The 24,175-nt window shown below is 52.4% G+C and carries 18 protein-coding genes; 10 read left to right on the top strand and 8 right to left on the bottom strand.

Features of this window, described 5'->3' with window-relative positions:
- Window position 1: 1 nt before the first annotated feature.
- Complete coding sequence (locus tag NBE99_RS05070) at window positions 2-853, bottom strand: inositol monophosphatase family protein (protein ID WP_250683398.1); 852 nt, start codon at window positions 851-853, stop codon at window positions 2-4.
- A gap of 6 nt (window positions 854-859) precedes the next feature.
- Window positions 860-1,252 (bottom strand): 2Fe-2S iron-sulfur cluster binding domain-containing protein, encoded by a 393-nt coding sequence (locus NBE99_RS05075; protein ID WP_250683399.1) that lies wholly within the window; start codon window positions 1,250-1,252, stop codon window positions 860-862.
- Between the two features lie 166 nt (window positions 1,253-1,418).
- On the opposite strand from NBE99_RS05075, the gene NBE99_RS05080 reads away from it, so the two are divergent.
- Complete coding sequence (locus NBE99_RS05080; protein ID WP_250683400.1) at window positions 1,419-1,943, top strand: DUF1269 domain-containing protein; 525 nt, start codon at window positions 1,419-1,421, stop codon at window positions 1,941-1,943.
- A gap of 135 nt (window positions 1,944-2,078) precedes the next feature.
- A complete protein-coding gene (locus NBE99_RS05085; protein WP_250683401.1) occupies window positions 2,079-3,851 on the top strand; it encodes a hypothetical protein in 1,773 nt (590 codons plus the stop codon).
- Window positions 3,852-3,857: 6 nt separating this feature from the next.
- Here the strand turns inward: NBE99_RS05085 and NBE99_RS05090 are convergent, their stop codons facing one another.
- On the bottom strand, window positions 3,858-4,691 hold the full coding sequence (locus NBE99_RS05090; protein WP_250683402.1) for an acyl-CoA desaturase: 834 nt from the start codon (window positions 4,689-4,691) through the stop codon (window positions 3,858-3,860).
- A gap of 454 nt (window positions 4,692-5,145) precedes the next feature.
- Between NBE99_RS05090 and NBE99_RS05095 the strand changes: the two genes are divergently transcribed.
- The 4 genes from NBE99_RS05095 to ntcA all read left to right on the top strand — a co-directional run bounded on the left by NBE99_RS05095 (window position 5,146) and on the right by ntcA (window position 10,471).
- A complete protein-coding gene (locus tag NBE99_RS05095; protein ID WP_250683403.1) occupies window positions 5,146-7,872 on the top strand; it encodes an MGH1-like glycoside hydrolase domain-containing protein in 2,727 nt (908 codons plus the stop codon).
- Between the two features lie 392 nt (window positions 7,873-8,264).
- The gene (locus NBE99_RS05100) at window positions 8,265-8,936 is read left to right on the top strand and encodes a hypothetical protein (protein ID WP_250683404.1); all 672 of its coding nucleotides are present in this window, start codon (window positions 8,265-8,267) and stop codon (window positions 8,934-8,936) included.
- Window positions 8,933-9,631 (top strand): DUF2834 domain-containing protein, encoded by a 699-nt coding sequence (locus tag NBE99_RS05105; protein WP_250683405.1) that lies wholly within the window; start codon window positions 8,933-8,935, stop codon window positions 9,629-9,631. The genes NBE99_RS05100 and NBE99_RS05105 overlap by 4 nt, the downstream gene beginning before the upstream one ends.
- 174 nt (window positions 9,632-9,805) lie before the next feature.
- Window positions 9,806-10,471: a global nitrogen regulator NtcA gene (ntcA, locus tag NBE99_RS05110; RefSeq protein WP_190278317.1), complete on the top strand. Its 666-nt coding sequence runs from the start codon at window positions 9,806-9,808 to the stop codon at window positions 10,469-10,471.
- Here ntcA and NBE99_RS05115 read toward each other — a convergent pair.
- Window positions 10,468-12,084, bottom strand: coding sequence for a cyclic peptide export ABC transporter (locus NBE99_RS05115; RefSeq protein WP_250683406.1), 1,617 nt, complete (start codon window positions 12,082-12,084; stop codon window positions 10,468-10,470). The two genes, ntcA and NBE99_RS05115, sit on opposite strands and share 4 nt — an antisense overlap.
- A complete protein-coding gene (gene psb35 / locus NBE99_RS05120; protein WP_315897293.1) occupies window positions 12,081-12,311 on the bottom strand; it encodes a photosystem II assembly protein Psb35 in 231 nt (76 codons plus the stop codon). The genes NBE99_RS05115 and psb35 overlap by 4 nt, the downstream gene beginning before the upstream one ends.
- Before the next feature lie 160 nt (window positions 12,312-12,471).
- Between psb35 and NBE99_RS05125 the strand changes: the two genes are divergently transcribed.
- Both NBE99_RS05125 and hemC read left to right on the top strand, forming a co-directional pair.
- Entirely contained in the window at window positions 12,472-13,806 is a 1,335-nt protein-coding gene (locus NBE99_RS05125) for a TIGR03279 family radical SAM protein (protein ID WP_250683407.1), read from the top strand.
- 83 nt (window positions 13,807-13,889) lie between these two features.
- Window positions 13,890-14,852 carry a hydroxymethylbilane synthase gene (gene hemC, locus NBE99_RS05130; protein WP_250683408.1) on the top strand — a complete coding sequence of 321 codons (963 nt, stop codon included), beginning with the start codon at window positions 13,890-13,892 and terminating at the stop codon, window positions 14,850-14,852.
- A gap of 7 nt (window positions 14,853-14,859) precedes the next feature.
- On the opposite strand, the gene NBE99_RS05135 is transcribed toward hemC, so the two are convergent.
- The 3 genes from NBE99_RS05135 to accD form a co-directional block, all read right to left on the bottom strand.
- Window positions 14,860-19,104: a CHAT domain-containing protein gene (locus NBE99_RS05135; protein ID WP_250683409.1), complete on the bottom strand. Its 4,245-nt coding sequence runs from the start codon at window positions 19,102-19,104 to the stop codon at window positions 14,860-14,862.
- A gap of 112 nt (window positions 19,105-19,216) precedes the next feature.
- Window positions 19,217-21,067: a serine/threonine phosphatase gene (locus tag NBE99_RS05140; protein WP_250683410.1), complete on the bottom strand. Its 1,851-nt coding sequence runs from the start codon at window positions 21,065-21,067 to the stop codon at window positions 19,217-19,219.
- Window positions 21,068-21,197: 130 nt separating this feature from the next.
- On the bottom strand, window positions 21,198-22,121 hold the full coding sequence (gene accD / locus NBE99_RS05145) for an acetyl-CoA carboxylase, carboxyltransferase subunit beta (RefSeq protein WP_250683411.1): 924 nt from the start codon (window positions 22,119-22,121) through the stop codon (window positions 21,198-21,200).
- 237 nt (window positions 22,122-22,358) lie between these two features.
- Between accD and rseP the strand changes: the two genes are divergently transcribed.
- Entirely contained in the window at window positions 22,359-23,465 is a 1,107-nt protein-coding gene (gene rseP, locus NBE99_RS05150; RefSeq protein ID WP_250683412.1) for an RIP metalloprotease RseP, read from the top strand.
- Between the two features lie 8 nt (window positions 23,466-23,473).
- On the top strand, window positions 23,474-24,142 hold the full coding sequence (gene nth, locus NBE99_RS05155) for an endonuclease III (RefSeq protein WP_250683413.1): 669 nt from the start codon (window positions 23,474-23,476) through the stop codon (window positions 24,140-24,142).
- Window positions 24,143-24,175 lie beyond the last annotated feature (33 nt).

Genomic DNA, 24,175 nt, shown 5'->3' on the forward strand with positions numbered 1-24,175 from the left:
GCTAGCGTCCCTCTGGTAAAAACGAAAATCCTAAGGGCTTTACCCGCAATAGAGCCTCACTCAGAGCAGCGTGGAGGTGGCCATTGGTGGCTAAAATGCGCCCCGATGTGAGGTCAAAGGGGGATTGATCGTAGGCAGTGACCACCCCTCCCGCTTCGCGGACAAGCACAACCCCGGCGGCCAAATCCCAAGGGGAAAGACCCCGTTCCCAATAACCATCAAGACGACCACAGGCAATGTAGGCCAAGTCAATAGCAGCGGCGCCGCCGCGACGCACGCCTTGGGTGAGATGGGTGAGGTAGCAAAATTCAGCGTAGTTGTTGTCCTCGGTTTCACGGCGATCGTAGGCAAAGCCCGTGACCAAAAGGCTATGACTTAATTCTGTGGTGGTGGAAACGCGAATGGGCTGGCGATCGCGGGTGGCACCGAGGCCCGTGGCTGCCCGAAAGAGTTCGCGATGAAAGGGATCATAGACGACACCGATGTGGGGTTCCCCCTCCACCAGAAGTGCCACAGATACTGCACTAAAGGGGTATTGATGGGCATAGTTGGTCGTGCCATCCAGCGGATCAATTGCCCACAGAAATGGATTGTTCTTGAGTCCCGAAAGACCCGATTCCTCCGCGAGCACCGCATGGTCGGGACAGTGGCGACGAATGACATCCAGCACTGCTGCTTCCGACTGGCGATCGGCCACCGTAACGAGGTCACCCGAACGTCCTTTTTCCTCAATCTCACTCAGTTTGCCCCAGTAGTGCTGAAGCACCGCGCCGCCGGCCAAAGCTGCCTCCGTGGCAATTTCCAAGTAGCGCTGCCGCTCATTCTCCGGTAGAGGACACTTCACTTCTGACATGGGTGATTAATCCTCATCGAGGGGCAGCCCCAACTGTACCCGTCCCTTGCCAAAGTAACGGCCAAATTGCAGCTCATAGACCTCGTCCTCATCTTGGGTTTCCACCTCAAGGTCAGAGCGGGCATAGCTGACACACAAGAGGGCATACCCTTGGGCTTGCAGTGCTGGCGAGAGTCCCATGGCTTCGGGTTGATAGACATGGCCAGAGAGAATGCGCACGGCACAAGTGGTACAGGCACCGTTACGGCAGGAAAAGGGCAGTTCAAGGCCTTGGCTCTCAGCGTATTGCAGGATATAGCGATCGCTAGGAACGTTGATGGTGTACGTCCGCGTGGGGGGATCCCCCGGCTTGAGGGGGCGCACGTGAATGGTGACAGAGTAGGTTTGTGGCGTGCTCATGGTCTTGTTATCTCGCAGTCAAACAGCCTTGAAATTGCCATACTAAAACTTTGGTGAAATGAGGAGAGTTGCCCCTTAGTTACGATACCGTAATCCCAAACCCTTAACGATAATGCTAGGGTAGGGACGGTTTGATGACCCACGTTTGTCGGGAGACCTAGAAGTTATGAGTACGTTAGTGGTTGTCGCGTTTGATGACGAGTACAAAGCCAATGAAGTATTGATCCAATTATTAAAGCTCCAGCGCGAACATCTGATTGACCTCGAAGATGCTGCCGTTGTCGTGCGCACCAAGGAGGGCAAGCTGAAAATCAACCAAACCCAAGATTTGACCCTAGAGGGTGCCCTTGGGGGTGGCTTTTGGGGGTTGTTAATTGGTCTATTGTTTTTTAATCCGCTGTTGGGCTGGGCGGCTGGTTTCCTAGCGGGGGCGATTTCCGGCAAATTTACCGATATTGGCATTGACGATAACTTCATCAAGGAGTTGGGTCAAACGATTTCTCCCGGTAGCTCCGCTATCTTTACGTTGATTCGCAAAGCCACTCCCGATAAAGTGCTTGAAGAAATCGCTCCCTTTGGGGGTAAAGTGCTGCACACCTCGCTCTCGAAAGAGGATGAGGCCAAGTTGCAGGCAGCTCTTAACCGCGGCAAGGCCACTGCGGCAGCGACGATAGAAACACCGAATGGTTAGTCCGCTCTAACGCGAGTTTTAAGTTTAAGTTAATTAGGATTAATTAGGGTCATTTTAAGACGCTTAACCATTCCCTGAAGGACGGGGCCTTTTTGCTCAAAGAGGGAACTGATAGCGTTGAGGAGTGAGGACACAGTGGCCAATCAAACCAAGTCAACCGCAGGGGTTGGAGTGCTCAAACAACTCAGGGGGCGATCGCGCCAACTCAATGGTTTAGTGACCCTTGTGCAACAACAGTGGCGCTCCTGCCTCCCTTGGTTGCAACACTGGCAACTGGTGGCTGGTTTCTCCCTCCTGACTTCTGTGGGGATTTCGGGGCTATCCCTGTGGCTGCTGCTGCGGCAACCCACCACGCCCGGTAATTGTGATTTTGTTCTTTGGCCCTTGGCATCGGCCTCCTTTCGCCTCTACTGTGCTCAACAGGCAGCAGAACGCCACACCCTTGAGGATTTGCTCCAGGCCATTGATCTCATTGATGACTTACCTCGCGATCATCCCCTTGCTCCTGAGATTAATCGTCGCCTCGAGGCGTGGTCAGATCAGGTGCTGGCTTTGGCAGAAGCGGCGTTCCATGAGGGGCAATTGCATCGAGCGATCGCCTTTGCACGGCGGATTCCTCGGGATGTCGAAGCCTACACCAAGGTGGAAGAACGCATCCAGCGCTGGCAGCAGATCTGGCAAGAGGGAGAGGAAATTTACCGCCGCGCCGAAGCCGCCTTGAAAAACCTTGAATGGCGAGAAGCCTTTCAAATCTCGCTCCAATTGCAATTTGTTGACTGTCGTTACTGGGCACAGGATCAGTTTGGCGCCTTTAATGAGCGGATTATCCGTGCCCAACGGGAAGATCGGCAATTGGATGAAGCCCGTGCTCTCATGGCAAGCGGGGATGCCGATCAGTTGGCCGCTGCCATTGAAATTGTGCGGCAAATTCCCCCCACAAGTGATATTTATCCGGGCGCCCGTCGCCTGCTCAATCAGTTGGGTGAGCGATTGTTGGAATTGGCGATCGCCGCCTTAAATCGCTATGACCCGCTAGAGGCACGGCGAATTGCTCGTTTGATTCCACGAGATGTCAGGAGTGCCCGTAGTGCTGAGGATGTGGTGAAGTTGGCAGCAGCGGAAGAGTTTGCCCAAGCAGGGATGGGACAGGATATTGACCGGGCGATCGCCCAAGCCCGGACGATTACCGCCGATCGCCCCCTCTACTTTGAAGCTCAGCAGGCCATTCAGCGCTGGCAAACAGATTGGCAGGTCTTACAAACCCTAGCGGAAGCCCAAGCCATTGCCCGTAGCGGCAACATTGATCGCCTCCGCCTTGCCCTCAACCGCCTCAACCTTCCTCTGGCGGAAGCCAGTCCCTACCGCCAAGCTCAAATTCGCGATCAGCGACGGCTGTGGCAACGTCAAATTGAGATTGCTGAGGATCAACCCCTGATTGACCGAGCCAATGCCCTTGCCCGCCAAGGAACGCCAGAAGCCTTGCTGCAAGCCCGCCAACTCCTTGAGCAAATCCGCCCCCAGCGCGCCCTCTATGAAACCGCCCAAAATCGCCTCAAAGAACTCTTTCCCCCCGTTGCAACTGAAGCCGTACATTGGCAGCCGGATTTGGACACAGCTCGCCTGAACGAAGCCCAACGTCGTGCCCGAGGAGGGCGCGATCGCGACTTTGCCGCTGCCATTGCCATTGCTCAGGAAATTTCCCCCGACTCCAGTGTCTATGCCATCGCCAACCAGTTGATTGTGCAATGGGGCAACAACATTTTGGAGCAGGCGCGCTATTGGGTGGGGCGGGACAACCAGCAGGCGATCGCCACCGCCGAACTCATCCCACCCAACCATCCCCTCTACCCAGAAGCAAGGGAACTCATCCGCGTTTGGCAAGAGGCCGAACCACGGAACCCCTTTTAAGCGCTTTTAGTGATTCGTAGGCGCTTCCACCAGCCGCACCTTTTGGGCCAGACCCATGGCTTGCAGTGCCCGAATCGTGATCCACGTAATATCAAATTCCCACCATTGCAGACCGTGACGTGCCGAATGGGGGTAGGTGTGGTGATTGTTGTGCCAGCCTTCGCCAAAGGTCAAGAGGGCAACCCACCAGCAATTCGTGGAGCGATCGCCCGATTCAAACGTGCGGTAGCCAAACTTGTGGGTGGCACTATTCACAAACCAAGTGAGGTGATACACCAGTACAAGGCGGACAAAAATGCCCCAAACTACAAAGGGCAGCCCACCCCACAAATACAGTAAGACCCCTAGAACCACTTGAATGGGCACAAAGTACTGATTCAAAAAGCGATAGACGGGGTCAGTGTTAATGTCCTTGGTGAGGCGTTCCACCTCTGCCTTGGCGGGTACTTCTTGGAGCATCCAGCCCATATGCGACCACCAAAACCCTTTTTGGGAATTGTGCTGATCCAGTTCTTGATCGGAGTGGAGGTGATGATTGCGGTGGAGGCCGACCCATTCAATGATTCCACCCTCACAGGCCAAGCTACCGCAAAAGACAAAAAAGTATTCCAGCCATTTTGGACACTGGAAACTGCGATGGGTGACAAGGCGATGCCAGCCCAAGGTAATCCCTAGGCCACCGGACACCCAGTAGAGGACAAAACAGAGGAGCACTGCCGACCATGAAAACAGCCCCGGCACAAAGGCCAGCAACGCTCCCAAATGGACAACGCCCATAAAAAAAATCACCCCCCAGTTGGGACGCAGGGGGCGCGAAGGCAACGACGAAACAGATGTCATAAAACTCTCAAACACATTAACAAGCCCCAGCTAGAGTTGAGCCAGTTAGGCCACTCCCTTGGGGCAGAGACGGTTGCGAATGCTTTCTTAACTAGACTAGACGTTAGGAGAAATTCTTTTCCAAATAGCCTACGTTGAACCAGCAAGACAATCAACCTCTTTTTCCATCATCGCGGAGATTGGAGAGAACGTCAAGCTAAGTTTGGTATCGGATACTTCGCTTTTTACAAGGATAGAACACGCTCAACACTGCAAAAGTCCCTATTGCAGGGGATGGTATCCCTAGTTCAGAAAAGGGCGGTATCCGCCCTAACAGGTTGCCCAACCTTAATGTTTCCTTTCTTGGGGATTGACGATATTTTGCTTATCTTTAACCTATAAGCTTCTTTTATAATAGCTTTGATTTAATTTTATAAGTGTTTATAGTTTTTTCCGATCACCCGCGAGGTTAAAGATGGTCTCCCGTGCTAATCCCGAACTGGAACGACTCCATGCAGTGCATGGCCAAGCCAACCCTTGGAAATCTTGGGGGCCTTACTTGAGCGAGCGGCAGTGGGGCACAGTGCGGGAAGACTATTCCGCCGACGGCAATGCTTGGGAGTATTTTTCCCATGATCAGGCGCGATCGCGCGCCTACCGCTGGGGTGAAGATGGCCTCGGTGGCATTTGTGATGCCCAGCAGCGGCTTTGTTTTGCTCTTGCCCTCTGGAATGGTAACGATCCGATTCTCAAGGAACGGCTTTTTGGCTTGACCAACAATGAAGGGAATCATGGCGAGGACGTTAAGGAGTATTACTTTTACCTTGACAGCACGCCCACCCACTCCTATATGAAGTACCTCTACAAGTACCCGCAGGCGGCTTATCCCTATTTGGATTTGGTGACAACCAATCGCCACCGCAGCCGCTTTGAAGCGGAGTATGAACTCTTGGATACAGGTGTCTTTGAGGGCGATCGCTACTTCGATGTCTTTATTGAATATGCCAAAGCTGCTCCCAATGATATTTTGATCCAAATCAGTATTCACAATCGCGGCAACGAAGCTGCCCATTTGCACGTTCTGCCCACCCTGTGGTACCGCAATACGTGGAGTTGGACACCGGGGCACATTCCCGCCAAACCTGAACTCAAGCAAATGGATGCGACACTGGTGCGGGCACGCTATGGGGAACTAGGGGAGTATGAGTTTGCTAGCGATCGCCCGGTGCCATTTCTTTTCACCGAGAACGAAACCAACTTTGAGCGGCTCTTTGGCCAGCCCAATGCTTCACCCTACGTCAAGGATGCCTTTCACCGCTACCTGATTAATGGCGAGCAAAACGCCGTCAACCCCGGTAAAGTCGGCACCAAGGTGGCCGCCCACTATCAGGTCACCGTTCCTGCCCAAGGGGTTGAGATCATTCAACTACGCCTCGCACCTGCCAAAAGTAGCCCCCTCAGCTTCGGCAATGCGTTTAGCGATCGCCTCAACCAAGCCCGCACCGAAGCGGATCTCTTCTTTGATCACCTCATCCCCAGTGACTGCACCGCTGACCAGCGCAATGTGGTTCGTCAAGCCTTTGCCGGCATGATGTGGACAAAGCAATACTACTACTACCCCGTCAAGCAGTGGCTGGAAGACAAAACCTTGCCCCCCGATGTTGAGGAGCGCATTGTTACCCGCAACAAATCTTGGTTTCACCTTGAAAGCGCCGACATTATCTCCATGCCCGACAAGTGGGAATATCCTTGGTTTGCCGCTTGGGACTTGGCCTTCCACTGTGCACCCCTAGCGCTCATGGATATGGACTTTGCCAAAGAGCAACTCAAGCTGATGGTGAATGAACTCTACCTGCACCCCAACGGTCAGATTCCCGCCTATGAATGGAACTTTGGCGATGTGAATCCCCCCGTCCATGGAATTGCCACATGGCAAATCTATCTCTTGGACAAAGCCATGAACAAAGGCACAGGCGACTTGGCCTTCCTTGAGAGCGTGTTCCACAAGTTGATGCTCAACTTTACTTGGTGGGTCAACCGCAAGGACTCCCTCGGCAACAATGTCATGGAAGGTGGCTTCCTTGGTTTAGACAACATCGGCGTCTTTGACCGCAGTGCCCCTCTCCCCACCGGTGGTGTTCTTGAGCAGGCCGATGGTACCGCATGGGTGGCGATGTTTGCCCTTGATATGCTCTCCATGGCGTTGGAGCTAGCTCAGCACAATCCCGTTTATGAGGACATGGCCTGCAAATTCTACGAGCACTTTGTCTATATTGCCGGGGCGATGGATCGCGTTGGCATCCAGAAAGATGAACTCTGGGATGAAAAGGATGGCTTTTACTATGATCTGCTGCGCCTGCCCGATGGTCGTGCTCAGCGCCTGAAAGTGCGCTCGATGGTGGGATTGTTGCCCCTGTGTGCCACTGCTGTTTTCTCTGAGGAATTGCTAGACTCGCTGCCGAGTTTTCAGGAGCGTATTGCCGCTTTTAATGCCCGCCATCCTGAGCTTTTGGTCAACATTAACGCTATCGATCGCCCCGGTGTGAAACAGCGGCGGTTGCTCTCGCCCGTCAACGAGGTCAAGCTACGGCGTATTCTCACCCGCCTGTTAGATGAGACCGAATTTCTCAGTGACTATGGCATCCGTGCCCTCTCTCGCCACCACTACGATCACCCCTATATTTTCCAAGTCGGTCGCGAGGCCTATCGCGTCAGCTACGAACCCGGCGAATCCACCACTGGCCTCTTTGGCGGTAACTCCAACTGGCGTGGCCCCATTTGGATGCCCGTCAACGCACTCTTGGTGCAAGCCCTCCGCAAAATGTATGGCTATTACGGCAATGAGTTTACGGTGGAATGCCCAACGGGTTCAGGACGCTGGCTCAACCTCTGGGAGGTCTCGGCAGAAATTTCCCGCCGCTTGGCCAGTATTTTCCTCAAGGATGAATCAGGACGGCGACCCCTCTATGGTGCCACCGAAAAATTCCAAAGTGATCCCCACTGGCGAGATCTGATCCTGTTTTATGAGTACTTCCATGGCGACAATGGCGCGGGGCTAGGTGCGAGTCATCAAACGGGCTGGACGGGTCTGATCGCACGGATGATCATGGCGCTCAACGTCCTTGATGCCGATGAAATACTGGAGAACGGTCATTTGGCCGTGGCCTCGAAACGGCTGGCAGAATTGGTGACCGCTAGTTAGGGTTTGGTTAACACCAAGAGGAAAGAAAAGTAAAGTCAAATGTTGTCGTTGGGGGCGATCGCCCCCTTTCTTGATATCAAGACTTGGACGCCCCCACCAAAACCCCAAACCTCAGTAATCCTAGCTGTTTTAGGTTATATTAAATTTGTCAACGTACGAGTAAATTTCAGTGAAATCACTGAGCAAGTAGCACCCCCTATCCCCTACATTGATAGAGAGATAGAAGGAATGACTCCACTTTTGCCTGAAGCTAACTTCTACTGCTGCTGGAAGCTTCTCCAGTAAATACGGCCTCCATATTTTGCAACAAAGCTAGGAGACATGTTAAGCTGATTTACAAAAGTTCACATTCCGCCTGTGTTCCACTTTGGCTGCGTTTGAGGTTTAGGACTATGTCGCTCACACCCATGACTCGCTACTACATCCGCCGTCTGCTTGCAGAGCGTGCTGAATCCCTTGGGCTGACCGTGAGTGAGACCGAAAGTGACAGTCAAGCCTTTGCCGATCAACTGGCGCGTTTGGAATCCTTGGCCGCAACCAAGTTGGCAGAAATTGACCTGATTGTGCGGATGCACCAAACCCTCAGTCGCAACGGCCAAACCTATAATAGCTATCTTGCCAATCTGGAACAAAAACTCTTTGCGCTGATGGGGCTAGGGGGACAACCCCGAGAAGACCTCACCGAGATCACCCTACCTCAGCTGGAGGAGACAAAAGAGCCAGCAGCTAAACTCCTCACCTTGGCGGAAGTGCTTGAACACTTTAACAAAATTGGCGAGATTGCCCAGAAATACCTTGGCAAAATGATTGTGGCCAACTATTGGCGGGGCACCCGTCCCTACAGCAGTTGGTTTGCTGACTTTAGTGTGACCAATGAGGGTCGCGTAGTTTGTCAGTCGTACCAATCCACCCGTGACGTGTACCTGAGCAAGGAACAACTAGAGCATTTGCAAAACTGGTTAACGGCTTTTATTCGCCAGTGTCAACGGGTACTTCCCCAATTTACGAAGCAGCTGCAAAAAGCCGGGATACCCGAAACGAGCTTAACCACTAACGTTCCATGACGGTCAAAGAAACGGCAGCTGACAGCATCTTTGCCAACTCATATCGAGGACTGCGGATATTCTTTGCGGTTCTCTGGGTGGGACTGATGGTCTACAGCTTTGGCTTTGCTCCCCCCGATCACCCTGAAACTCTAACGCTAATTCAACGACTCGCCACGGGAGACTGGCAGGGCATCAATCCACTGATTGTCAGTCTCTTTAACCTCATGGGGGTGTGGCCACTAATCTATACGGTATTCCTCGTCGTGGATGGTCAAGGACAGCGGTTTCCCGCATGGCCATTTGCAGCTTTTAGTTTTGCCGTGGGTGCGTTTGCCCTCTTACCCTATTTCATTCTGCGCCAGCCTGCACCCAGCTTCACAGGGGAACTCAATAAAGGCGTACGTCTTTGGGAATCGCGGATCACGGCTCTTGGGATTTGTCTATTGGCGGTAGGCTTTCTTGGCTATGGCTGGATTGCAGGGGACTGGATCGATTTTTGGCAGCAGTGGCGGACGAGCCGCTTTATCCATGTGATGACCCTTGACTTTTGCTTGCTGTCGCTGCTCTTGCCGGTTCTCTTGGTTGATGACTGGCAACGACGAGGAGTAGAACAGTCGCAGTGGCGGTGGTGGAGCCTTGTCCCTCTAGTGGGGGTATTGGGTTACTTACTTTTGCGTCCACCGTTAATTCTCTCGAAAAAAAGTGTGGCATGATACAAAAAAATGCCCCTGAATTGGTTTTACTAATCTGTCAATGCTGAACTCTTCACCCAGAGCAGGATTTGCTGGCGTTGAGAGAGTTGCATTGTTGGGGGGATATCAATGCCGACAGCACGCTATGCGATCGCTACACCACCCATTGAACCACCTTGGATTGACACACGACTCATGAACAAAGATCAACCCTTAGCACCCGTCTTTCGCCACATGGCCAGTGGCCTGTTTCCATCCACGACTGAAACCTATGAGCGCGGCAAAACCATTTTCTTTCCGGGGGATCCAGCGGAAAAGGTCTATTTTCTCCTCAAGGGGGCAGTGAAGCTCTCACGGGTGTATGAAGCAGGTGAAGAAATTACGGTGGCGCTGCTGCGGGAAAATACGGTATTTGGGGTGCTGTCCCTGATTACGGGCACCCGCTCCGATCGCTTTTACCACGCGGTGGCGTTTACGAACGTGGAGTTATTGGCGGTTCCCATCGAACAGGTGGAAAAGGCGATGCACGAGGACCCCGATTTGCCCATGTTTATGATTCAGGGGCTGTCATCGCGGATCCTGCAAACGGAGATGATGATCGAGACCCTTGCCCACCGCGATATGGGATCCCGCTTGGTCAGCTTTTTGCTGATTCTTTGCCGTGATTTTGGCATTCCCACCAGTGCCGGCGTCACGGTGGATTTGAAGCTTTCCCATCAGGCGATCGCCGAGGCCATTGGTTCGACACGGGTAACCGTGACTCGCCTATTGGGGGAACTTCGCGATCAAAAAATGATCTCAATTCACAAAAAGAAAATCACGGTGCATAACCCCTTGATGCTTAGCCAACAGTTTACCTAGGTCACGAGTTGGCCATAGTCGAGTTTGATCAGGCGATCGGCCACGTCAAAATAGCGATCGTCATGACTAATGACAAACACCGTTTTGCCCTGCGCCTTTAGCTCCGGCAGCAGTTGACGGTAGAAAATCTCCCGAAACACAGGATCTTGATCTGCTGCCCATTCATCAAAGAGATAGGCGGGGCGATCGTCGAGATAGGCCATCAATAGCCCCAAACGCTTGCGCTCTCCTTGGGAGAGGGAGGTAGTGGAAAAGCGGTTACCTTCTAGGCGAACTTTGTGGCTGAGGCGCAGTTTTTCAAGGTACTCTGGGACTGCTGCTAAGCGTTCTGGAGATTCAATTCCGAGCAGCGAATCAAAGAGGTAAAAGTCACTAAAAACGGTGGCAAAGTGTTGGCGATACCATTCGTAGTCTTCAGGTTGCAAACAGTGATCATCCACCCAAATTTCCCCCTGATCGGGAATGTAGAGTCCCGTAATAATTTTCGCCAAGGTGGATTTGCCACTGCCGTTGCCACCAACAATAAAGAGGAGTTCCCCAGCCTCAACCGTTAAACTCAATGGCCCTAGGGTGAAGGTGGCAGGTTCATCCTCACGGCTACCGTGGTACTGATGGCGGATCTGCCGTAGAGAAAGGGTTTTCCAGCCCAAGGGAGGGAGATCCCCCCGACTGCTAATGTCTTGGCGCGGATCCCCAAGGCTGAGTTGCAGGGATTCCACTTTTTTCAGGGCAACACTGGCACGGCTAAAGACCGGAATGGCATCAATGACCTGTTGCATTGGGAGCATCAGGTAAATAATTGTCAGGACATAGCCGGAGAGTACGGTTGGTGTCGCCCCCAGTAGATGGGGTAGCGTAAAGAGAAAAAAGCCAATCGTCACAAACAGCAGCAACTGCCCCCAACTGGCAGCAATGGCAAAGACCATGTACCCCAGCTCGTTTTGCTGCCGTGTTTTTTGAGCTGTGGGTGCCAATTCCCGATAGAAGAAGGCGAGCCGCCGCTGCCGATGGAGCTTGAGTTCTTTGTTGCCCTCGGTGAGTGTCCGAAAGTGCTGAAAGAGCTGATCCTGTTGCTGCCGTGCCCGCTCTAGGAATTGCCGTGCTCTACCCGCTAGAAATAGGTAGCTGCCAGTACCAATGCCAATCAAGGCCACAAGGGCAAAAAAGAGGGGCGGGGACAGCCACCCCATGTAAATCAGACAGCCAATAACAATGGCAATGGCATTGAACAGGTTGGGCAGGACGGAAAAGGAACGGGAGACCGCCTCCACATCCTCTGTCAGCGTCGCAAGGAGTTGGGGATTGCCAATGGCCTCTAACTGGCGTAGGGGTGAGGCGAGAATTTGGCGGCTGAGGAGGAGACGCATTTCATAGACGGCCTGTTGGGCAGCCCGCACCAGCAGGACTTGGGAGCTAAAGTGGGTCAGTAGGAGGAGTGTCCCAAGGAGAATAAACCCCCAAGGTAATAGGCGCTGGAGGGCAGGGGTTTTCTGCAGGGCGGCATTAATCAGAGCAATGAGCGCCGCTGTGCTACCGCCATTAAGAAGGCCAGCGATCGCTGCCGCAACAATCGTCGGCCAAGCCGCCTGTAGGAGAATCCGAAACAGCTTCACGAATCTGTGGTCTCATCAGAGGTGGGGGTGGACTCGGACTCTTCGAGATTCAAGTTGGGAATAAAACTGGGGCGATCGGCATTTTCCCAGCCGGGAGGGCGCTTGGAGTTGTACCAGGCGATGAGGCCAATGCTCACGGCAGCGATTAAGCCCAGCAGGAGCACCCCATAGAAGGGAACGAAATTACCGGCACCGACGGTAAAGCTAATTGCCAATGACCCCATCATGTTCCTCGTCAACATTGAGAAATGTTTAGAACACCACTATATCAACCCCACGGCTGCTTTGAGAATCCTCAGAGGCTAGGCGGCCTAGAGTACAGTAAAAAGTGAGGTGTTTGCCGCCTCCTTAACAGATGATTTCTTGTTGGTTTTGAACCACTGACCTATGAGCGATCGCGCCCTTCGACCGGCTGTAGTGGCTGCTGTGGCACCCGGTTCCATTGCTGCTGAGTTGGGATTTGAACCCGGCGATGCTGTAGTGGCGATTAATGGCGATCGCCCCCGCGATTTGATTGACTATCGGTTTCTCTGTGCCGAGGAATACCTCACCCTCGAAGTACTGGGCAAAGACGGCCAAACCTACATTCTGGAAATTGAAAAAGACATTGATGAGGATTTAGGGCTGGAGTTTACCACGGCTCTTTTTGATGGGTTGATGCAGTGCAACAATCGCTGCCCCTTTTGTTTTATTGATCAGCAGCCCCCCGGCAAACGGCAGAGCCTCTACATTAAAGACGACGACTACCGCCTCAGCTTTCTTTATGGCAGTTATATTACCCTCACCAACTTGCTCCCCTCAGAGTGGCAACGGATTGCCCAACTGCGCCTTTCTCCTCTCTATGTCTCTGTCCATGCCACCGTGCCTAGCGTTCGCCAACGCCTCCTCAAAAATCCACGGGCAGGGGAGATTCTGCAACAAATTCGCTGGTTTCAAGAGCACCGGCTCCAGCTCCATGTCCAAGTGGTGGTGTGTCCGGGTATCAATGATGGGGAGTGTCTTGAGCAAACGGTGCGGGACTTAGCGATGTTTTATGATCCTGATTGGCCAACGGTGCTCTCAGTGGCCGTGGTACCCGTGGGTCTCACCCGCTTTCGTCCTGCTGAGGATGAACTTACTCCCGTCACCCCCGCCCATGCCCAAGAGGTGATTCAACGGGTACAGGCCTTGCAGCAGCAGTTTGAACAGCAGTGGCAAACCCCCTTTGCTTGGCTAGCGGATGAGTGGTTCTTGATTGCTGGATGGCCCTTACCGCCCGCAGCCCACTATCAGGATTATCCGCAGCTCAGTAATGGTGTGGGAACCATTCGCCTGTTTTTAGAAGAGTTTGATGTTCACGCGCCGCAGCTACCCCAACGCCTCCCAAAGCCACGCCATCTCAGTTGGGTGGTGGGCAATGCGGTGGAACAGGCTTTTGCACCTTTGGTGGCGCGCTTCAATCAAATTGAGAACTTGCGCCTTGACCTCTATGCCTTGGCCAGTGACTATTGGGGACAGCAGATGTCTGTCACGGGGTTGTTGACAGGCCATGATTTGATTTATCACCTCAAGGGCAAGCCGTTGGGCGATCGCCTGCTCCTACCCAATCTGATGCTCAAGCACGATGAACCCGTTTTTCTCGATGATGTGCCTTTAGCCACTGTCGAGGCGGCGCTAGGGGTGCCTATTCAAGTGGTCTCTGGCGGAGCCGCGGGGATTATTGCTGCGTGTACCGCCCCTTAGAATACCGAGATGGCAGCGCTCTTGCCCCTTGGGATCCACGCGACCTATAATGGCTGGATGCTGTCCGCTGCACACTCAACGCTATGATTGCCACCTCGTCCCGTCCGGTTCGCATTGGTTCCCGCAAAAGTCAACTGGCTCTCGTGCAAACGGAATGGGTACAGGCGCAGCTGCAAACCCACCATCGCGATCGCGCCTTTGAGGTGGTGACAATGACCACCCAAGGGGATAACATCCTCGATGTCGCTCTCGCAAAAATTGGCGATAAGGGACTCTTTACCAAAGAGCTAGAACTCTCGATGCTGCGGGGCGAAACGGATTTAGCTGTTCACTCCCTCAAGGACTTACCCACCAAGTTGCCCGATGGTTTAGTTTTAGGCGCGATTACTGAGCGGGAAGACCCGGCGGATGCCCTCGTTTTAGGCGCGAAATGGACAGGACACACCATTGATACCCTACCTGAAGGCACGGTGATTGGCACCTCGTCACTGCGACGCTTGGCACAATTGCGCCACTACTATCCCCATCTGACGTTCAAGGATGTGCGCGGCAACCTGAATACCCGCCTCGCAAAATTGGATGCCGGGGAATACGATGCCTTAATTTTGGCAGTGGCCGGCCTGCGACGGCTGGGTTTTGGCGATCGCATTAGTCAAGTCCTGCCAGCAACAGTCTCCCTCTATGCAGTTGGTCAGGGAGCCTTGGGCATCGAATGCCGTGCTGAGGATGCAGATATTCTAGCCTTGGTGAAAACCCTTGAACATCCAGAGACAGCGGCGCGTTGCTTAGCAGAGCGAGCTTTCCTAAGGCAACTGGAAGGGGGCTGTCAAGTGCCCATTGGCGTTCATACCGTCATTGAAAGTGGCCAACTCACCCTCACAGGCTTGGTCGCTAGTCTCGATGGCCAGCGCCTTGTCAAAGACAGTCTCACAGGAGAACCTGCCAGCGCAGAAGAACTGGGGACACGCTTAGCTTTGAAACTGCGCGAACAGGGTGCTTCAGAAATCCTAGAGGAAATTTTTGCCACCGCGCGCCCTGAACACTAATCTGCTGCTACCATGGGTTGCCAACTATTGTAAAGGCTGCCCAGAAATAGGGATGACTGAGGGAGCGATCGCCCACAGCAACTTCTGGCGGCAAGGGAATCCCCCCACGCAGGGTTCGCAGTTCATTACCCTTCACCTGAATATCTCCGCGAAGCATCGCCAACTGGGCTTGGCGTAGCGCCTCCGCCTTGATGGGTACCCTATTCAACTGATTGTAAAAACCTGTCATTAAAGCCAATGTTCCCTCATCGCTGACGTACCACAAACTGGCCAGCACCGACTTCACCCCAGACTGCGCAGATAGACCTGCAAACCCCAGCTCGGCATCCAAATCACCCACCGCTGTGCGGCAGGCACTCAATGTCAGTAACTCCGTTTCCGGGCGGTACAGGCGTAAATTCCGCAACTGCAATAAATTCAACCGCCCATCAGTAAAGGCAATGTAGGAGTTTTCAGGAGAGCCCGGCTGAAACTCGCCATGAGTGGCTAAGTGGATGATTTGATAAGTTCCCTGCCGATGCTGTCGCTCCAAGTTGGGAATTGTAAAGTCCGCATTGAGAAACTGAGTGCCGCCTCCTAAATCCTGGGTAATTTGGGCTAGCTCAACAGGCACAGCGGGTAAGGGAGACTGATCTTTGAACTCCGATGCCCCCATCGCCAGAATCCGTCCCTGTTGGATATTGCGGTAACGGGTATCCATGAGGCTCATACTGGGCACCAAGGCCATGCTAAAGCGCTCAATCAAGAAGCCCTTGTCATCATGGAGCGCTGCCACGGGAATTCCCCGCATGCCACTGTCTAGGACAAAGACCAACGTCTCTATCCCTTGGGCATCTAGCTGCGGACGCAAGGGCGCAATCAGCCATTGGTAGAGTTGCTGTGAGGCAGGCAGGTAGGCACGGGTATTGACTAAGCGTGGGTCACGGACGCTATTTGTAAATCGATCCACCGTTTTTAGGAGTTGCTCACGCCCCACTCCCCGCACAGGTACGTGAATTGGCTCACCCTCTGGCGTCACCATCATCAAATCCAGTTGATCTGGTCGTGCCAAAGTGTAGAGGACTGCTGGTTTCTTCCCTGTTTGCTTAGCAATTTCATTCAGTGCGGCTTGGAGAGCTTCAATGGATAATTCCTCCTTACCACAGGGACGACCAAAGTAACTTGTGACCTCTTCACAGCCTCGCTGGTCTAACAGGGCAAGGGCACGGCCGAGATCATTACTCGCTAGTGCAATTTCAATCTCTGTTGTTAAAAGAATGGACGTTGACTCAGTGGGTACCGTTGGAGGTACATAGGGAACAGGAGAGGGCACTTGCAAAAGTGTATTTGTTTCCTGCTCAGGAATCGTGGCAATATTTTGACCAGTATTCTCAAAACGAATATTCCCTACTTCAACAAGCCCTGACAAAGTTCTAGGCGGCGCAATAGTGGAATTCTCAGACTGAATAGCCCCTGCTGTTCCATTGAGAGCAGGACTTCCCACTAGGAATGGCGTCTCATTATTGATGAAGATATTGACCGAGCGGCCAAATATACTAGTGGGAACCCCATTGCGATCAAAGGTTCCTAAACCACGCAATGAATTCGCAGCATTAATGTCAATCCTGCCGGTGCCAGCGTTTATCCAATCAAAAACAATATTACCGCCACTCAAGTTAACATTTCCACCATTGGTGGCTAAGCTGTCCAAGGTTAGATTGCCGCTAGGTATAGCACGATTAGTTAATAGCCCCCGCAGCGTTAAGCTGCCATTGAGAATTGAATCAATCGTATATTCAAATGTTTGAACAGTAAAGTTACCCGTTTGTGCCAAGAAGCTACCACCATTTGTAAAAATATTACCCGTGGTGATATTTGGGGCAAAGAGACTGGCACTACCCCCACTGCCAGCAGTATTAATGCTTCCAGTAGTCAATTGCCCACTATAGGACACAGCATCGAAGTTACCACCTCCAGTTGTAATATTTCCTGTGGTAATACCCGTGATCGAGTCAAGGTAAACAAAACCACCATTGCTGTCGATATTGCCAGTTGAAATGCTTGCACCACGGGAAAAGACAGCGATCGCTCCCCCTGCACTGAGCAGATTGCCGAGAGTAATATCATTAGGAGCAACCACACGAATGATACTACTACTCTGACTTACTTGTAAGTTACCAGCAGTAATGTTAAATGCGGAGTCTAGACTAATACCTGAACTCGTAATTACATTGTTCAGTTGAATATTCCCAAAAGCATTGATGGTTAGACTCGCAGTGTTAATTGTTCCTGAAACTTTAGTTTGGCCTGTTGAGTTAATCGTTAAGGAATGGTTACCATTAATATTACCATTGAATGTAACATTTCCGCCTGAAAAGCTGGTTGAGTTCAGTAGAGTTGTATTACCACTGAATTGAATACTGCCTGAAAACGCACTAACTAAACCTCCAAGCGAAATTGTTCCTCCACTACTCTGTAAGTTAATACTTCCCCCTAATGTAGAGAGAACAGTGCCACTAGAGGGCAGAAGGATATTACCACTCGCTTGGAGGGTGATATTTGCGCTATTAGTTTGGATGGGAGCATTCGCACTAATATTTGTTGCACTGATATGAATTGGATTATCGAAAGATGGGTGATTCCGAATCACCCCCTGTGCTTGCAATACCAAGCTCCCCTGAAGAGAGATGGGGTAGCCAATGATGATATTATTATCAGCCTGTAGCGTGAGCGAGTTTGTCGAGCTGCTAGAAATTGGGGTTTCGACATAAATATTGCCAGTGCTATTTGCAGTACTGGCTGTTGTTATAATCACGTTTGTAGAATTGAGTGCTGATAATAGTGTTCCTATAGTCAACTGAGACAATGGATAAAAACCTGATGCTGCTTCAAAGGGTGGAGAAGAGGTAATGTTGAAGTTATTTATGCTATCAATGATATAGATGTCTGTCGGATCAAGTAATAGGGTTCCTGTATTGCCATGGGGGGCAGTGGTATCAACTGTGCCTTGAAAATCAAGCAACTGCTTGCCAGAAACTTCGACAAAGCCACCGTCTCCGCTGAGAGCGCCTCCGCGCGCGCTCATTTGACCATAGAAACGGGTGCTGTTGTCTGCCCAGTTGATAATCGTACCGCCATTGCCGTGGTTGAGGGCATTGGCATTCAAGACAGTCCCAGCATTCACGAAAAGATTTTCTGCGTTGAAGCTAGAATCCAAGCGATTGGTTCCTGTTGTTCCTCCTAAATAATCACCCCCAACAAGAATCGTGCCGCCCCCTGTAGCGCCCGCAGCAGTGAGTTGAGTATTGAGGAGGGCGATATTACTGCCGTAGCCAGCAATGGTGATTTTCCCACCGGCGCCTGTGGCACTGCTCACATCAATGGTGCCACCAATGACAGCTGTGTTGCTGGTCAGGGGAATCTTGGTACTGTCGTGCACCAAACGAATGGTGCCATCAGGGTTGCGGATGACACTATTGACACTTGGATAGCCATTTCCTCCCGTGAGTAAAGTCGGTAAATCCGTGGCTGGGATGGTGCCTTCAGCGGGTAATCGCTCTTGGGGAATTTCAAGGCTGAGGAGCATCCCCTCTTGGGCAACACGCACAAGTCCTGATTCGGGGACAGCGACAACATTAACTGTTCCCCCGCCTGCCGCTAGGGTACCTGTATTGATCACCTGATGTGCCATCAGGGTCAGGGATTGACCAGCATTGACCCTAAGATTGCCTTCATTAATCAGGAGGCCTTTACTGGCAAATTCAAAGCCAATCGGCGAGCCATTAAGTTGGCTGTAGGTGTTTGAACCATTGAGATCAAAGAGGCCATTGCCAAAGTGAACGCGCTGGGCTGTCGAGGCATGGAACGCCGCTGGTAGATTCAACTGCGCATTCGAACCAAAGACAATACCCGCAGGATTCAGGAGATAAAGATTACTGTTGCCCCCTGTTACTTGTAGTAAGCCATTGATATAGCTGGCACGACCGCCATTGACGCCAGCGAGAATGTTTTGAATGTGTGGCGTAGAAAGAAAGTTGGCAGTTTGTCCCTGCTGGACGTTGAAGTCGTGGAACAGGTGAAAGAGGTTTTGGCCATTCCCCGAAAACTGTCCACCACCAATGTTGAACTGATTGTTGACGGTTTCTACGGTGGTGCCGGTGGTATTGGGAGCGGGGGTGATTTGAGCCAGTAGCGGTGGCGCAAGAAGAGAGACGAGGCCGGTCAAGCTAACTAAAGTACGGGAAAACACACTCGGTAAGAACTGAGAGGCCATATAAATTTTTGTAAAAAGAGTTTGATCCTGAAGATAGTTTTATCCTCAAGGACTCTTTTCAGCATGGTCAAGTCTATGTGCCACTTAGTCGAGTGTCTGTTCTGGGTGCTGCTTAAAATAGGGTGCTGAGAACTGAGCGTAATTTGAAGCGGAGGGCGATCGCCGTCAGGTTATCGTGACCGTTGACTTGATTGCCGATATCAATGAGTTTATGCAGGGACTGATGGAGGGGGATACTAAAATCCAGCATTGGCACTAAATGACTGATAATGTGGGTTTCGAGGCAGCGGTTGTCCGAAAGGCCATCTGAGCACAGTAGAATCAGCGTGTCTTCTTCAATGTCCAAGTCTATGACCTCAGGTGCAATGGCCTCATTATTGCGGGGTCCAAGGGCTTGGGTGAGTTGATAGGCATCGGGGCGACTGTAGGCAATTTCAGGTTCTACCCCCTGCTGAATCAGGCGTTGACCGACTTCGTGATCAATGGTGAGTTGTTGGAGTCCTTGACGTTTCGTAAAGCGGTAAACGCGACTATCGCCGACATGTCCAAAGCGGAGGTGGTAGTTATGCAGTAGAGCCATGACGAGAGTGGTTCCCATGCGACCACTACCCATTTTGGCTTTTTGATCATTGGTGGCAAAAATGACTTCATTGGCTCGGTAAATGGCCTTGCGTACCTCTTCGGCGCTAGGGAGTTCTCCCTGCCATGGCCACGTCTGTTCAAAGTACTCATAGACGGTTTTCGTTGCAAGGGAGCTAGCGACTTCTCCTTCAGCATGGCCGCCCATGCCATCACAGAGCACGTATAGTCCCTGAACATCCAGTTGCTGCCCTTGGGGGGTGAGACGCACCTGTTGCCGATGGTTGATGAGGTAAAAATCCTCGTTGTGGTGGCGATCGCGCCCGGTATCGGTCTGCGCAGCAACATCCACCTGTACCAGTTGGCGTGGTAAGAGAGCAGTCGGTGCATCTTCAATAGCGGTGTGATCCTCCGCCGCTGTGAGTGTGATCTCTGGCAATTCATCAATCAGATTGCCCGTACTTTCACCTTCTTCGGCCCCAAGGTCTGGCAGAGGTGCACTGCGCAGGGTGGAGGCAAGGGAGTCGAGCAACAGTTGGATTTCTGAGATTTTCTCAAGGGGAGCTGTGCTCAAGGACACCAAGAGCGGCATGAAAACAGATTGACGGCGATTAGAGGCATGGGCAAATAATTCTTGCCAGACACTGGTGAGACTAGGAGGCGCTGTAGGGTGCTCGAAGGTTTCTACCAAAGGCAAGGTAAAGTCCAGTTGATGCAGCCGCAATTGGTCGTCAGGGTTGACGGCCAAGTTCCTGATGGTCAGCAATGAATAGTGACAGTGCCACGGCTCCAAGACTTTCCAGAGTTCAATCATGTCCTCTAGATACTGAAAAATTTGCTCATCGGCAATGTTGTCGTCTGCCCAAACATCCCTGAGAGGGCGAGTGGCGTGATTGTAGTCAAGGATAATGCCGTGGCAGTAGTTGGCGGGCAGGTTGCTTGTGGAAACCGTATCTAACCATGCATCGTGAATCGCCGGAATGGTTTCCGGATAAACAAGGTGCAAGGCGAGGTAGGCGATCGCCACCGCACTGAGATCAGGGTATTGCGATTGCAAATGAGGAATGACCACACTGGGGTCGAGAATGTTTAGCCCCTGTGCCCACTCCTGAGCGGTTTCACGGAGGGCTTCTAATAGGGTTGGTTCCTCAGGCTGTAGATCCTGCACTAGTTGCGGCAAATCACAGGCATAACGATGATCCCAGCGTTGGTAGCGGTGCTGTGGGTCAAAAAAGGCGGCGGCATTGGGAGGATTGGTGTCCTGCTCAAACACAGTTCCCTCAGAGTTGCGGTGGGGGACAGCCAAAATGGGGTGATCGGTATAGGCAGGATAGAGGACGCCCCACCAAAGTTTGAGGTTTTGATTGGTTTGAGTGGTCGGCATTAGAGCAGGTCAGCCAGCAAAGACAGCACAGCAACAACCCCACTGTTACGGTATGGGAGGGGTATCCCCTATTGTATAGCGATCGCCCCAGTACAGCCCGTTTCTATGCGTTACTGCTGTTTTTGTATCCCTATTCCTCAGCCATTGCCATCACAGGAAATGATTTAGGCAGCAAGGTCGAAGAAACATGACGCGCCACAGGTTGGTGCAAGCGAATTAACTGTGCCAAGGTTGACTTCAGTTGAGTCCGCGGCACAATCACATCGACAAAGCCGCATTTCTGGACAAATTCCGCGGTTTGGAAGTCCTCAGGCAGTTTTTCCCGCAGCGTTTGTTCAATAACCCGCCGCCCTGCAAAGGCAATTGTTGCTTTTGGCTCGGCAATAATAATATCTCCCAACATGGCAAAGCTAGCTGTCACGCCCCCAGCAGTGGGATGGGTCAAAACGGGAATATAGAGCAGGCCAGCACTGCGATGACGCTCAAGGGCGGCGGCAGTTTTCGCCATTTGCACCAAGCTGAGCATCCCTTCCTGCATGCGAGCACCACCGGAGGCACAGACAATGACAAGGGGAATCTGCTCCCACGTGGCACGTTCAATGAGGCGGGTGATTTTCTCACCGACGACGCTGCCCATGCTGCCGCCCATGAAGGCAAAGTCCATCACCCCCAAGGCAATTGGCAAGCCCTCCAGCTGACCTAAGCCAGTTTGCACGGCGTCTTTAAGACCGGTTTTTTCTTGATACTCCCGCAGGCGATCGCTATAGGGCTTGCGATCTTTGAATTGCAAGGGGTCACAACTAACCAGATTTTCATCGAGGGGACGCCACGTCTGTGGGTCAATCAGCTGTTGGATGCGCTCACTGCTGCTGACACGGTGGTGATGGCCACACTCTGGGCACACCAGTTGATGACTGTGCAGATCCTTGCTGTAGATCATGACGCCACAGGCTTCGCACTTTGTCCAGAGACCATCGGCGATTTCGCGCTCTGGCTGCATGGGCGTCAGGGAGGTTTCTTTGCGGCGATTTGCAAACCAATCAAATAAAGACATTGTAGAAAATTCCCTTTAACGTTGAGTTCTCAAATAGCGCGTTTGTATGGGTCTCTCCAAGGAGTAGCCACTAAGAATAATTACTTATCATCCCACTTTGTTGCATTTTTGCAATATATCGCACAGGTTGGAGAAATTATGCAAGGAGCTAGGGGGAAAGCACCGACCCAAGGGGGAGGTTCGATGTCACAATAAGAGAGAAGTTGACAGTTCGCAGCGTAGCACTAGGTTGAATTTATGTCCATGGTTGCAGTCGTGGTGGCGATCGCCATCTTGGGAATTTTGATTTTTGTCCATGAATGGGGGCACTTTATCGCTGCCCGCAGCCAAGGCATCCATGTCAACCGCTTTTCCATTGGTTTTGGCCCCATCCTCTGGAAATTTCAAGGCAAAGACACCGAGTATGCTCTGCGCTTGATTCCCCTAGGGGGCTATGTGGGATTCCCAGACGATGACCCCAATAGCAGCGTTCCCGCCAACGATCCCAATCTCCTGAGCAACCGGCCGATTTTGGATCGCGCCATTGTCATCAGCGCGGGGGTGATTGCTAATTTGGTCTTTGCCTATTTGCTACTGCTGGTGCAAGTGGGCGTTATGGGAATTAGTCAGGCCACCTACTATGAGGGGGTGCTCATTCCAGCGCTTGTCCCCGAAAGTAGCCTTGTAGCCACCAAAGCGGGCATTCAGCCGGGGGACTTGGTTTTAGCCGTGGATGGTCAACCCCTAGGCGCCGATGCCAATAGCCTGCCCAACTTGATGCGAGCGATTCAACAACATCCGCAACAACCCCTAACCCTGACGATTCAGCGCGAAGGAGCCATCCAAGAGATTACCGTCACGCCAGAGGTGAGTGAGGATGGCCAAGCGCGGATTGGCGTTCAACTAGCACCCCATGCCGACATTCACCGCGAACACACCCTCAACCCGATTAAATTGGTCATGGCAGCAGCGGCGGAGTTTCAGCGAGTCATTGTGCTAACGTTAGACGGGTTTCGCGAACTCTTCCAGCATTTTGATCAAGCGGCTCAACAGGTCTCTGGCCCGGTGGCGATCGTGGCGATGGGCGCGGATATTGCCCGCTCCAATGCTGAACAGCTCTTTACCTTTACCGCTTTGATCAGTATTAACCTTGCGATTATTAACATTCTGCCCTTTCCAGCCCTTGACGGCGGTCAACTGCTCTTCTTACTCGTGGAAGCCCTGCGGGGTCGTCCCTTACCTAATCGCATCCAAGAGGGCGTCATGCAAACGGGGCTGGTGTTGCTCCTCGGACTGGGGATGTTCCTGATTGTTCGGGACACCGTGAACCTCACGGGCTTGGGCTGGGTGCAGCAACTCTTTTAAGTTCACCTATGGCTATTACCCGTCGCCTCTCCGCCAAGCAACAACGGGCACTGGAAATTCTCACCCGCCTTAAACGCCTCTATCCCAATGCCACCTGTAGCCTCAACTTTGCCAACCCATTGCAGCTGTTAGTGGCCACGATTCTCTCTGCCCAGTGTACGGATGAGCGGGTGAATCAAGTCACACCAGCGCTGTTTGCTCGCTATCGTGATGCCGAGGACTTTGCTAGGGCGGACTTAGCAGAGTTAGAACAATACATTAAGTCCACGGGGTTTTATCGCAACAAAGCTCGCCATATCCAAGGCGCCTGCCGCCGCATTGTCGAAGTCTATGGGGGTCAAGTGCCCAAGGTGATGGAGGATCTGCTGTCCCTACCGGGAGTTGCTCGGAAGACAGCCAATGTGGTTCTGGCTCACGGCTACGGCATTTTGGGGGGAGTCACCGTGGATACCCATGTGAAGCGTCTGAGTCGGCGGCTAGGTCTGACCGCAGAGACGGATCCAGTGAAGATTGAGCGGGATTTAATGCGCCTGATTCCCCAACCCGATTGGGAAAACTGGTCAGTTCGCTTGATTTACCATGGGCGGGCAGTTTGCCAAGCGCGCCAACCCCAGTGCGAAGGCTGCGAACTCATTGATTTGTGTGCGACGGGCAGGAAACTTTTGCCCCAGTCCTAGGAGATTTCAGATTGAGTACATGGGTTTTGCTCT

It is taken from the genome of Thermosynechococcus sp. HN-54 (genome assembly GCF_023650955.1).
In the GTDB taxonomy this organism is placed as follows: Bacteria; Cyanobacteriota; Cyanobacteriia; order Thermosynechococcales; family Thermosynechococcaceae; genus Thermosynechococcus.